Source organism: Jannaschia donghaensis, assembly GCF_001403795.1.
GTDB classification, from domain to species: Bacteria; Pseudomonadota; Alphaproteobacteria; order Rhodobacterales; family Rhodobacteraceae; genus Jannaschia; species Jannaschia donghaensis.
Genome location: NZ_CXSU01000011.1, coordinates 259,067 through 271,101, shown reverse-complemented (window position 1 = coordinate 271,101; position 12,035 = coordinate 259,067). Strand labels below are relative to the sequence as shown.

11 protein-coding genes, 1 pseudogene and 1 riboswitch are annotated in these 12,035 nt (G+C 64.6%); of the genes and pseudogenes, 3 read left to right on the top strand and 9 right to left on the bottom strand.

The window, feature by feature from the left end; all coding sequences use genetic code 11:
- The 4 genes and pseudogenes from JDO7802_RS18210 to JDO7802_RS05785 form a co-directional block, all read right to left on the bottom strand.
- Positions 1–268 (bottom strand): annotated as a pseudogene (locus JDO7802_RS18210) (hypothetical protein); the annotation flags it as partial.
- Entirely contained in the window at positions 265–816 is a 552-nt protein-coding gene (gene hslV, locus JDO7802_RS05795) for an ATP-dependent protease subunit HslV (RefSeq protein ID WP_055083565.1), read from the bottom strand. The pseudogene JDO7802_RS18210 and the gene hslV, both read right to left, overlap by 4 nt.
- Before the next feature lie 261 nt (positions 817–1,077).
- Positions 1,078–1,635 (bottom strand): isopentenyl-diphosphate Delta-isomerase, encoded by a 558-nt coding sequence (idi, locus tag JDO7802_RS05790; RefSeq protein ID WP_245624125.1) that lies wholly within the window; start codon positions 1,633–1,635, stop codon positions 1,078–1,080.
- 33 nt (positions 1,636–1,668) lie between these two features.
- A complete protein-coding gene (locus JDO7802_RS05785) occupies positions 1,669–3,036 on the bottom strand; it encodes a helix-turn-helix domain-containing protein (RefSeq protein WP_055083563.1) in 1,368 nt (455 codons plus the stop codon).
- A 228-nt stretch (positions 3,037–3,264) separates the two neighbouring features.
- On the opposite strand from JDO7802_RS05785, the gene JDO7802_RS05780 reads away from it, so the two are divergent.
- Positions 3,265–3,735, top strand: a complete 471-nt coding sequence (locus JDO7802_RS05780) for a c-type cytochrome (protein WP_055083561.1) — start codon at positions 3,265–3,267, stop codon at positions 3,733–3,735.
- 55 nt (positions 3,736–3,790) lie between these two features.
- Here JDO7802_RS05780 and JDO7802_RS05775 read toward each other — a convergent pair whose 3' ends face one another.
- The 4 genes from JDO7802_RS05775 to JDO7802_RS05760 all read right to left on the bottom strand — a co-directional run bounded on the left by JDO7802_RS05775 (position 3,791) and on the right by JDO7802_RS05760 (position 8,722).
- Positions 3,791–4,483 (bottom strand): thiamine ABC transporter ATP-binding protein, encoded by a 693-nt coding sequence (locus JDO7802_RS05775; RefSeq protein ID WP_055084742.1) that lies wholly within the window; start codon positions 4,481–4,483, stop codon positions 3,791–3,793.
- Positions 4,470–6,005, bottom strand: coding sequence for a thiamine/thiamine pyrophosphate ABC transporter permease ThiP (locus JDO7802_RS05770; RefSeq protein ID WP_055083560.1), 1,536 nt, complete (start codon positions 6,003–6,005; stop codon positions 4,470–4,472). Before JDO7802_RS05770 ends, JDO7802_RS05775 begins: the two co-directional genes overlap by 14 nt.
- Positions 6,006–6,009: 4 nt before the next feature.
- Positions 6,010–6,987 (bottom strand): thiamine ABC transporter substrate-binding protein, encoded by a 978-nt coding sequence (locus tag JDO7802_RS05765; protein WP_055083558.1) that lies wholly within the window; start codon positions 6,985–6,987, stop codon positions 6,010–6,012.
- Between the two features lie 47 nt (positions 6,988–7,034).
- Positions 7,035–7,136, bottom strand: a riboswitch (TPP riboswitch).
- A gap of 125 nt (positions 7,137–7,261) precedes the next feature.
- Positions 7,262–8,722, bottom strand: coding sequence for a PRC-barrel domain-containing protein (locus JDO7802_RS05760; protein ID WP_055083556.1), 1,461 nt, complete (start codon positions 8,720–8,722; stop codon positions 7,262–7,264).
- 215 nt (positions 8,723–8,937) lie between these two features.
- Here JDO7802_RS05760 and JDO7802_RS05755 point away from each other — a divergent pair, with 215 nt between their 5' ends.
- Positions 8,938–9,846 (top strand): homocysteine S-methyltransferase family protein, encoded by a 909-nt coding sequence (locus JDO7802_RS05755; RefSeq protein WP_055083554.1) that lies wholly within the window; start codon positions 8,938–8,940, stop codon positions 9,844–9,846.
- Between the two features lie 65 nt (positions 9,847–9,911).
- Positions 9,912–11,015: a chorismate synthase gene (gene aroC, locus JDO7802_RS05750; RefSeq protein WP_055083552.1), complete on the top strand. Its 1,104-nt coding sequence runs from the start codon at positions 9,912–9,914 to the stop codon at positions 11,013–11,015.
- A gap of 54 nt (positions 11,016–11,069) precedes the next feature.
- Here aroC and JDO7802_RS05745 read toward each other — a convergent pair whose 3' ends face one another.
- A complete protein-coding gene (locus JDO7802_RS05745; protein ID WP_055083545.1) occupies positions 11,070–11,939 on the bottom strand; it encodes a DMT family transporter in 870 nt (289 codons plus the stop codon).
- Positions 11,940–12,035: the final 96 nt, after the last annotated feature.

Below are 12,035 nucleotides of genomic sequence, written 5' to 3'. Positions count from 1 at the left end.
CGCCCGCGACGGCCCAGACCGTCCCGAACCCGTTGGAAGTGCCCGCGATCAGGGCCCAAACGCCCAGCCAGCCCATCGTCAGGATCGACAGGCCGATGACGATGAAGATCTCGTTGAAGCCGCGGAACAACTCGAACGGCTCATCCCGCGTATCGGCGGCGTCGCGTGCGGTCAGGCGCGCATCGGCCAGACCGATCAGGCCGGCGGCCTGCGCCTCCGACAATTGGCCCGCCTGAACGGCGGCCCGAAGGTCGTCGCGCGTGATCATGCGTCGATGGACTCCACGGTCAGGTTTCCGTTGGTGTAGACACAGATCTCTGCCGCGATGGACATCGCCTTGCGGGCCACCTCCTCCGCCGACAGATCGCCCTCCATCAGCGCGCGGGCTGCGGCCAGGGCAAAATTGCCGCCCGACCCGATGGCGGCGACGTCGTTTTCAGGTTCCAGCACGTCGCCGGCGCCGGTGATGACGAACAGGTCGGCACCGTCGGTGACGATCAGCATCGCCTCCAGTTTCTGCAGGTATTTGTCAGTGCGCCAGTCCTTGGCAAGCTCGACGCTGGCGCGGGCCAGTTGACCGGGCGTTGCCTCCAGCTTGGTCTCCAACCGCTCCAGTAGGGTGAAGGCATCCGCCGTCGAGCCTGCGAACCCCGCGACGACGTCATGGCCGCCCGGCGACAGACGGCGCACCTTGCGGGCCGTGCCCTTGATGACCGTCTGGCCAAGACTGACCTGACCGTCACCTGCGACAACGACCTGTCCATTCTTTCTGACACCGATGATCGTGGTTCCGTGCCAGCCTGGGAATTCGCTCATTATACCTTCTCCCGATTGGTTTTTTCGCGCTGAGCGCAGGTGTGAAGAAAATTAATCCACCGCATACTGTAAATCCAGGTTGACGTATCTACTTGTACGTATACGTTTACAGTATCCGCCGACAGCAGCCGTGGGACCGTCCCGATCGGGCCTTGGTGAACGTCAGGATCTTCCCGGCCCTTGGGTCTGGGTTGTGGGCCCGCATCATTCGATCGACAGTCTGGTCGTTCTCTGTCTCGTGCGATGCGGGCACTTCAATTTTCAGGATGTTTCCACCCCCCCGAAGATGCGGGCGTGATGATTTCGCAGATAGATGCGGATCCAGGGTGTGAAGCCGTCCGGCGTCTCCTCGATCTCGCGCATCAGGTCCGCCATCGGGGCCCACCGCGTCGTCTCGACTTCGTCGGGGCGTGGTGTGATCGACAGGCTCTGATCGGTCATTCCGATGAACACCTCCGCAACCTCATGCTCGATCAGGCCACCGCCGACATCGGCGCGGTATTCGATCGGTTCCCGCCGGGTCAGGGACACGCCGGTGATCCCCAGCTCGTCATCCAACCGGCGGATTGCGCAATCCCTAGCGTCTTCGCCCCAATGTGGATGTGTGCAGCAGGTGTTCGCCCAAAGGCCCGGCGTGTGGTATTTTCCCTGCGCGCGCTTCTGGATCAAAAGGCGGTCGCCCGACATGACGAAGACCGACACCGCCTTGTGTTTCAGGCCACGCTGATGGGCCTCCAGCTTTTCGACGGGCCGCAGCGTCCCATCGACCCAGGCGGGGATCATGATCTGCCCCGTCGGGGTCACGGTGTCGAAGGTCATCGGCGTATCGGTATCCCATATCGTGCGCAGGGCCTACTGATCGCCCTTGTTGTCGAGCAAGCCAAACTTGCGAAGCTTAACATAGAGGCTTTGTCGGCTGAGGCCCAGCATCTCAGCGGCCGCCACGCGATTGTTTCGCGTCAGCGTCAGCGCCGTTTCGACACATTCGCGTTCGATGACATCCGTCATGCCCGCCACGATATCGCGCAGCGGAACGGTGCCGACCTGTCGTGCCGCATCCGACTCGGCGCGCGTCTGGCTTTCGGCTGCGGAATCTTCGGCCGGACCGCGCGTAATCGCCGCGAGGCCGACATCGCGCAGGATTAGGCCATGACCGCCGCCCGGCAGATCGGCGGTGGTGATCTCGACGGTCGTGCGCTGACCCGTCAGACCGACAAGATGGGTGGAGAAGGTCGCCGGGCGCTTGGGGTCCGTCATCGCCTTGATGTCGATCGCCCCGCGCAGCAGCAGGGTCATCATATTGCACCCTTCGACCAGGCTGTGGGACGCGGCGGACACCATTCGCAGAAAGGCCGGATTGGTTCGAATGATCCGGCCCCGCTCGTCCAGGCAGACGACGGCGTCGACGCTCCGCTCCAGCGTGGCATCGAATTCGGTCGTCTCGGACGTTTCCTCGTCGGTGGACAAATGGCAGATCAGGACGACGGCATCGTCGATGCGGCCAAGGTCCGGTTTCAGCGTGACATGCCCGCGACCCGCCCGCAATTCGGCCGTCACGGTCCGGTTGGCCGTCGCGGCGGAACAGAGACTTTCGATGAATTCCGTCCTGCGGCGTCCTTCGAAACATTGCGTGAACGCCGTGCCGGAGGCGAGCGACCCGTGCCCTTCGGCGGCCACGGCCAGCAGACCCACGGCGGGCTTGCTCAAGTCGAGGATGCGCCCGGTGGAGACATCGACGACCACGATCGCGTCATGCAGATGCGTCATTACCGCACGGTGCAGCCCACTGGTGTCGCGATCTTCGTTATGGGCGGCTTCCAACGCGGCTTGCAGCCTGTCGGACCGTGCGACTGCGTCGATCATCGGTCCTTGATCCAGACCGATCAATTCGTATCCGTCGCCGGCCGGCTGAACCAGAACCGAAAGAACGGTCGCGGCACCCGTGTCGGACGACAGCGAAATCTGCGCCCGCGAAGGTGCCGGCGACCGGTCGCCCAAGGATCGAAGCGCGCGCAGGATCTGAGCCTGCGATGCTGGGGACGTCAGATCGAACAGGGATCTGCCGATCCAGTCGCGGCCCGTCGCGGCCCCCCGCGCATCCTGCCATTGTACGTCGATCACGCGGTCATCGCGTGATACGGAAATGACGACGTCCGCCAGACCCGCAGACGCGGATTCCATCGGAAGATCGTTACGAAGTCGGATGTCGCGGATACTCATCAGAGATCCTTCAAATATGCAGCGATACGATTTTTGGCGCATCACGCGGGGCCGGTTACGCAATAAGGTAGTGTATTATGTCATAAAACCAAGGGCCAAGACGGGGCGAATTGGCATGAAACGACACGTGAAGCAGGGCTGCATATATTTGTGTTGCAGTTTAGTGCCTTGCAGTGCTGCTGTCCGGGTCTAGATAATCAGACAGTTCTACGTACAGGGAGAAACTCTATGAAACTTGCCATCGCATTCGCCACCACGGCCTTGTTGTCCGCACCTGCTTTTGCCGATGCCCATCTGGCCGCGACCGGCGATGCCGCCGAAGGCGAAGCCGCTTTCCGCCAATGCCAGGCCTGCCACGTCGTCGAAAACGCCGACGGTGAAGTTCTGGCGGGTCGCGCCGCGAAGACCGGCCCGAACCTCTATGGCGTCGTCGGCCGTACCGCCGGCACCGTCGAGGATTTCCGCTATTCCGACCTGATCATCGCCGCCGGCGAAGCCGGGATGATCTACGACGAGGCGAACTTCGTGCCCTACGTCATGGACCCCACCGGTCACCTGCGCGAAGTCAGCGGCGAAAGTGGTCGCGGCAAGATGTCCTATAAGGTTCGCGCCGAGGACGATGCCCTGAACCTCTACGCCTTCCTGGCGCAGTTCGGGGACGCCGAAGCCGAAGCCGAGGACGCTGAAGCAACCAACTGATCGGCCGATCATAATGCCATGAAAGGCCCCGCATCTTGTGCGGGGTCTTTTTCGTTCACCCCAAATACGCCCGAAGGGCCGGCGTCGGATCGGCGAAAAGATCCACCGTCGCCATCGGTGGCTCCAACGCTCCGTCCGAGATGAGGATGGTCCGGTCCGCCACGGCGATCGCATCCTCCGGGGCGTGGGTCACCATCAGGACCGACTGGCCCTCGTCGCGCGCCGTGTCCCGCAGAAGCGTCAGCATCTCGCGGCGCAGGGCCGGGCCGAGGGCCGAAAATGGTTCGTCCAGCAGCAACCAGGGGCGTCCACGCAGCAACGCGCGCGCCAGCGCCGCACGGCTTTGCTGTCCACCGGACACTTCGGCCGGACGCCGCCCGCCCAGCCCCGCAAGCCCCACTTTATTCAGCACCGCATCCCGGGCGGTACCCTGTTCGGATGTCAGCCGCAGGTCCGGGCGCAGGCCAAGTCCGACATTCTGCGCGATTGTCAGATGCGGAAACAGGTTCTGATCCTGAAACAAGATCGACAGCGGCCGGTCACCGGGGGGCAGGTCGGTCACATCGACTCCGGCGATGGTCATTCGACCGGATGCGACGGGCAGAAATCCGGCGATCGCCGCCAAAAGAGTCGATTTGCCCGACCCGCTGGCCCCCATCAGCGCCGTGATTCCACCCGAAGGCAGATCGACCTCGGCCCGCAGGGTAAAATCGCCCTGGGCCAATATGATATCCTCAAGCGTCAGCACGGCGTCCCCCACGTTCGAACAGCCAAAAGAGGCCCAGAGACAGCACGACGAGGATGAGGGCGGCGGCCTTTGCCTCCTCCATACGGTACGACCCCATCAGCTGATAAAGCACCAGCGGCAGCGTCGCCCGGTCCGGTGCGCCGAACAGCGCGATCACGCCCAGGTCCCCGGCCGACAGCGCCGCCGTCAATCCGGCAGCGAACCCGATCGGACCGCGCAGGCGGGGCAAGGCGATAAGGCGTGTCCACGCCCATCCGGACAGACCCAGCGACGCGGACAGCCGGCCGTAGTCCGCCATCAGGGTCCGCATCGCCGGGATCAGGGCGCGCAGCGCGAAGGGCAGGGCCAGCACCACGTTGACGAAGACCGTGACCGGCAGGGCCAGCGAGACGGGGTTCGCCACGGGCAGCAGGATCAGGAACAATCCGGTCCCGAGGACCAACGGCGACGCCGCGATCGAAAGCGATCCGACAAGATCGATCCAGCCGCCCCGACGGGTTTCAACGACCGCCAGCGCCATCAGGAAGGCGATCGTGGTAGTCAGGGCCGCCGCGATCAGCGCCATCACCAACGATCGAAACGCCGCCCACCAGACCGTGGCGGGCAGATCGAACACTGCGAAGACACCATCGGCCAGCACCAGCCCCACGGGGATCAGCAGGAATGCGCAGGCCAGCCCGATGGCGACCGCGTCCTGCAGGCGTAGAAGTGGTGTTCGGCTGTCCCAGCGCGCAACGGCCCGGTCCTGCCCGGCCCCGAACCCCGACGGCAGCGCGAAGCGCAACGACAGCAGGGCGGCGGTGGCCCCCAGCGTAAGCTGTATCGCGCCCAGAAGAGCGGCGCGCGACAGGTCGAAATCGAAGCGGAACGCCTGATAGATGGCCAATTCCACCGTGGTGGCTCCCGGCCCGCCGCCAAGGGCGAGCGCCACGGCAAAAGATGTCGTGCAGATCAGGAAGATCACCAGAAAGATGCCGGGTACCACGCTGCGCAACATCGGCCATTCCAAGCGGCGGAACGTATCTGTGGCCGTGAAGCCCAGCGATGCCGCCAGCCGCAGTCGTTCCCCCGGAATGGCGTGCCAGCCCTGTAGGATCAGGCGGGTTGCCAGCGGCATGTTGAAAAAGACATGGGCAAGGATCACGCCCTGCCAGCCATAGATCGACACCGGCCCAAGCCCGAGCGAGTCGAGCGCCCCATTCACCAGCCCGGACCGCCCGAAGACGGCGACAAGGCCCAGAACGGCGACGATCACCGGCAGAATGAAGGGCGCCCCAAGCAGCAGGACGACGCCCCCCCGTCCGACAAAATCGCGCCGGGCCAGCGCGCGTGCGACCGGAATTGCCAACAGGATCGACACTGTGGCCGACACGACGGACTGCCAGAGCGTGAACCACAGCGCCCCCCAGTCGCGTGCATCGATGCCGGACCAGCCCTCCGCCCGCCAGGCGACGGCGATCAACGGCAGCAGAAGGGCACCCGCCACGACCGCTGCCGCGATCACTCCAAGGCGGGGTCCCATGATGTCAGCGCCCGAAGCCGGCCTGGAATTCGCCGACGACCGTGTCGCGCAGGGCTTCGGCTTCGGGCGCGGCGTAGATCAACGCCTTGTCTGGCAGCGGCAGCGTCTGGAACGCCTCGGGCAGTTTATCGAAGGCCAGCTTTGCCGGCATCGACCAATTGCCTTCGGGAATGATCGTCTGGAAGTCTTCCGTCAGGATGAAGTCGAGGAAGGCCTGTGCCAGCTCCGGCTGATCGGTGTCGGCGATTTGTCCGACGGTCTCGACCATCACGTAATGGCCTTCGGGAAAAAGCGCGGCCTTCTTCGTTTCGTCGTCTTCCGCGACGATGTGATACGCCGGAGAGGTGGTATAGCTGAGCACCATATCCACCTCTCCTTCGGTGAACATGCCATAGGCCTCGGACCAGCCCCGCGTCACGGTGACGATCTTGGGGGCCAGCCGCGCCCAGGCGTCGGTTGCGTCGTCGCCGAAGACGTTATGGATCCATAACGCCAGCGCCAGACCGGACACGGAGGTGCGCGGATCCTGGATCGCGATGCGCAGGTCGTCGGGGGCGTCCAGCAGGGCGGCAAAGCTTTCGGGCGCGTCCATCTTGGTGGCGTCGTAGACGAAGGCGGTATGGCCCCAGTTGAACGGCACGAAGGTATCGTCGGTCCAGTCGACCGGCATGGTCAGCCCGTCGATATCGACGCCATGCGGGGCGAAAAGACCGGTTTGGCGCGCGCGTTCGGCGTCGTCGGTGTTCAGGCCGATCACGACGTCCGCCGACGTGCGGTCGCCCTCCAGCCGCAGGCGCGGCAACAGGTCGCCGGTCACGTATTCGATCTCGCAATCGCAGGACGTTTCGAAGGCCGTCTTGATCGCGGGGCCGGGGCCCCATTCGCTGCCGAAGTAATCGGGGGCATAGACCGTCAGCGGTTCCGCGGTGGCAGCCGCCGAAATGAGGATCAGGCCCGCTGCGATGGTGGTGGTGCGTTGCATGTCTTTCACTCCCATGGCGACGGACGGGGGTGAGGAGCATCGGATGCCCGCGGACATCGCACCTTCCCTCCGCCGGTCTTAACCGGTTCAGGTTCAACGGGTCGCTTTGAAGCATCTCAGCCTGTTGTCAGGCCCCCCGAGGTGCTGACTTGATATGACAAGCCCACGCCCGGCACCAGCCCCGTCGGTCGCGAAGCTTTGGGAAGAAGGAGGTCGGCCGACACGAAAAAGGGCCGCCTCAACAGGCGGCCCCTCTCTGTCGATGATGGCGAGATCAGTTCTCGGGCATCGACTCCAGCTCTTCTTCGGTCGAGTCGATGTACGACCGGATGTCACCGTCTTCGGACCGCAGGATCGACAGGCGCTCGAAGGGCAGGCGGACGTCTTTCTCGCCCAGACCAAGGAACCCGCCGACTTCGACAATAACCGACTCGATCGACCCGTCACTTCCGATTACGAGATCGCCGATTTCGCCGATGTCCTCATCGTTGATGCCATAGAGGTTCGTTCCGATCAGAGTGTCGGCCTCGGTGTCCGAGAGGGTGGCAAGGGTGTAGCCATCACGCTCGATCGCGGGGCCGGCCATCGTCATCGGTGCGTCCGTGTCAGCAGTCTCGGTGGCGTCCATGTCGCCGTCCGTCACCACGAGGCCCGTCTCGGCGGCTTCGGCGTCCACCTCGTCGGTCATCGGAGTCATGGTGTCGTCGGCCATGTCGGTCTCTTCGGCGTCGGATTCGGCCATCGCGTCGGTATCCGTCATTGCGGCGGCGTCCGTCGCATCATCGGAGTCGGCCATCGTCTCGGCGTCCATGTTCTCGTCCATCGACGCCTGCTCGAACGTGACGGTGGCTTCACCCGACTGCGTGAATTCGACGGTCGGATCGGCCATGTTGAAGTTCACGGTCGGCTCGGCCTGCTCGACGCGAACATCGGGCTGCGCACGCTCGATGTTGACGGTCGCTTCGCCGGCAGGGTCGGTCATGATGACGTTGGGCTCGGCCTTGGTGATGGTGACTTCGGCATCGTCCGTCGTCATCTCTTCGGGGGCAGAGCCGGCGCGATAGGACTGACCGGTCCGCTGATCGGAAATATCGAAACCGCCTTCTTCACCTTCCGCGATCCGCGAAAGCTCCAGTTCGACGCCCGGCGGGGCCTGGGTCACGGAAATGACCGGATCGGCCTGAACCACGCGAACGGTGGGCTGCGCGTTGCCGACGGTCACATCGGGGTCCGGCATGGTGATGATGATTTCGGGGGCGGCCTGCTCGATCCGGATGGTCGGGGCGGGCATGTCCACCGTAATGGTGGCGGGAGCTTGGCGCACGACAATCTCGCCGGCATTCTCGACCACGTCGACCGTGGGGGCACCCTGATCGATTTCCACATCGGTCGTGCCTTCCTGGACATCGACGCGCGGGGGCGACTGGTCAAGAAGAACGCGACCGCCGACGGTCACCTCGTCCTGCAGGGTGACGGTCGTCTGCGCGGTGTCTGCAACGGTGGCCTCATCGGTGTCGGTCATCTCGACCACGCGGGTCAGCTCGACCAGACAGGCTTCACCATCGCCTTCGTTGACGATCTTGGTCAGTTCTTCCTGATCGCCGGCTCCGTCGGGCAGACCGACGATGAGCACTTCGCCCAAATCGCTGCAGGCGGTTTCGACGGTTTGCGCGGAGGAGAGCGAGGGAACGACGAGTGCCGTCGTCATGAGAAGCGTAAGGTGAATGCGGTTCATTTGAATGACCTTTTTGTTTGCAGGTACCTATCGAACGACCTAGCGACGACTTTCGTTCCCGATTTCGTGATCAGGGTTTTTTCGGTCGCCCCTTGACGCACGCCGCGCCCCTCAAATCCTGCCGGGGCGGTCCTGCGGGCGAATGTTTGAGATGGACGCCGCCTGCGAAACGATCCAGACGCGGGCGCGATTGTAATGGGACGGACGCGGCGACTATGACCGACATCGCACTTCTCGACGGGGGAAATGGGCAGGAGATCATTGCGCGGTCGGGCAAGCCTAGCCACCCGCTCTGGTCGCTGCAGGTCATGTTCGACACGCCGGATGTGATCGCCGACGTTCACCGTGCCTTCATCGACGCAGGATCGCGGGTCATTACGCTCAACACTTATGCCGTGACGCCCGCGCGCATGGCCCGCGATGGCGATGCGGCGCAGTTCGACGCCGCGCAGGCCAGTGCGATCCGCATCGCGCAGGACGCAATTCGCCGCGCGGGATCGACCGGGACAGGCGTGCAGATCGCGGGCTGCCTGCCGCCGCTGGTGGCCAGTTTCCACGCGGACGCGGCGATGGGTTATGACGCGTCGCTTGCCGATTACCGCCGGATCGTGGCGGCGCAGGCGGGTCACGTCGACGTCTTCCTGATCGAGACGATGTCCAATATTACCGAGGCGCGCGCAGCCCTCGACGCCGCGCGGGAAACGGACGTGCCGGTCTATCTGGGCCTGTCGATCGCCGACGATATGTCCGATCGCCTGCGGTCTGGCGAAGATCTGACAGAGGCTGTTGCGATCCTTGCCGACAAAGCGCCCGACGGCATCTTCCTCAACTGCTCCACCCCCGAGGCGATCACCCGGGCGATGCCGATCCTGGCGCGCAGCGGGACGCGGTTCGGGGCCTATGCGAACGGATTCGTGGCCGTCGAGGCACTGACGCCGGGCGGGACCGTCGCGTCGCTGACGACGCGCAACCTTACACCGCAGGTCTATGCCGATTTCGCAGCGCAATGGGTCGATCTGGGTGCCACGATCATCGGCGGCTGCTGCGAGGTCGGACCGGCACATATCGCACATCTGGCCGATCGCCTGAGGTCTGCCGGACACCGGATCACCGCGCTGGACTGACCCGGGCGTCGATTGCCTTGCCGCGTCTGCTGCGCTAGGCCCGATGCGCAATCAAGAGGCGTCTCATGTCCCTGAATTCCTTCGGCCACCTGTTCCGCGTCACGACCTGGGGCGAAAGCCATGGCCCCGCGCTGGGGGCCACCGTCGATGGCTGCCCGCCGGGCGTGCCCGTCGCGGCCGGGGACATCCAGCACTGGCTGGACAAGCGCAAGCCGGGCCAGTCCAAGCATACCACGCAGCGCAAGGAAGCGGACGAAGTCGAGATTCTGTCCGGCGTGTTCGAGGGGGTTTCCACGGGTACGCCCATCCAGCTGATGATCCGCAACACCGACCAGCGGTCCAAGGATTACGGCGACATCGTCGAGAAATTCCGCCCGGGTCACGCCGACATCACCTATTGGCAGAAATACGGCATCCGCGACTATCGCGGCGGTGGCCGGTCGTCGGCGCGGGAAACGGCGTCGCGGGTCGCGGCGGGCGGGGTCGCGCGGTCGGCGCTGGGCCTGTTGGCGCCGTCGGTTCAGGTGACCGGCTATATGGTGCAGATGGGTGAGCTGACGATCGACCGGTCGCGGTTCGACTGGGACGAAATCGGGCGGAACGATTTCTGGTGCCCCGATCCCATGGCGGCGGGCGAGTTTGCGGACCATCTGGATTGGCTGCGCAAGGACGACCATAATTCCGTCGGGGCCGTCATCGAATGCGTTGCGCGCGGCTTGCCCGTCGGGCTGGGTGCGCCGGTCTATGGCAAGCTGGACACCGATCTGGCGGCCGCGATGATGTCGATCAACGCCGTGAAAGGTGTGGAAATCGGCGAGGGCATGAACGCCGCCCGCCTGACAGGGCGCGACAATGCCGACGAGATTTCAATGGGACCGGACGGCCCGGTCTATTCGTCGAACCATGCGGGCGGTATCCTGGGCGGTATCAGCACGGGTCAGGATGTCGTGGTCCGCTTCGCGGTCAAGCCGACGTCGTCCATCCTGTCCGAACGGCGCACGATCACGAAATCGGGCGAAGACACCACCATCGTCACCAAGGGCCGCCACGACCCCTGCGTCGGCATCCGCGCCGTGCCCGTGGCCGAAGCGATGATGGCCTGCGTCGTGCTGGACCATTTCCTGTTGCACCGGGGGCAGGTTGGCGATGCGGGCGGTCGGATCGGTTGAGTGGGTGGGGGTCGTCTGACGTCCACCCGCGAGGATACGTCCGAAACGAAGAAGCTACGTTCGTCGCAGACGGCTCAGCTGCACGGCCAAGATGCCGAATGTGACGATCAGAACGCCCACGACGTCGAGCGGCCCCAAGCGTTCCCCCAAGAGCGCCCAGGCAATCACCACGCCGAAGAACGGGTTGAGGAAGTGGAACGTCGCCGCCGGGGTCGCGCCGATGCGGGCGACCAGCAGGAACCAGATCCACGTCGCGGCAAGGCCGGGTATCAGCGTGGTATAGGCCAGGGCGGCGATCAGGCGCGTCGTCCAAATGACGTCCCAAGTTTCGAGCGCCAGTCCGACCGGCAGGAGCGTTGCGGCCCCGACCAGCATCTGAAGCCCCACGACCATCAACAGGTTGCCGCCGCCAGATGCGCCGCGCACCGATAGGGTGGCGACCGTCAGGGCCACGACCGCCAGCAGGCACAGCGCGATCCCGGTGATGTCTGCCCCGCCCTGCAACCGGGTGCCCATGATCAGCAGGACCCCGACGGTGCCCGCCAGAAGGCCCGCGACGCCAAGCAGTTTCGTCCGCTCCGAAAAGATCACCCAGTTGGCCAAGGCCACCAAAAGCGGCAGGCAGGATGCGATGATCGCGGCGAGGGAGGCTTCGATCCACTGCATCGCGACGAAGTTCAGACCCAGATACAGCGCGTTCTGGCAGATCCCGAAGATCACGACGGCCCGCCACTGGCCCCGTGTCAGCGTCATGCGTTGTCCGATGGCATAAGCGATGGCGACGCCCAGCACGCCGGATATGGCGAACCGCAGGGACAGCGACAGGATCGGGGGGGCTTCGGCCACGATGATGCGGGCGGAGGTAAAGGCCGACGACCACATAAGCGCGAACAGCAGGCCATAGATTATCGCGCGCGGGTCCATGCGCGGACCTTCGCGAATTTCGCCGGACAGGCAAGCGCGGGACATGAAAAAAGGCCCCGTGGGGCCTTAGATCGTTTCGAGATGACAGCTCCGGAT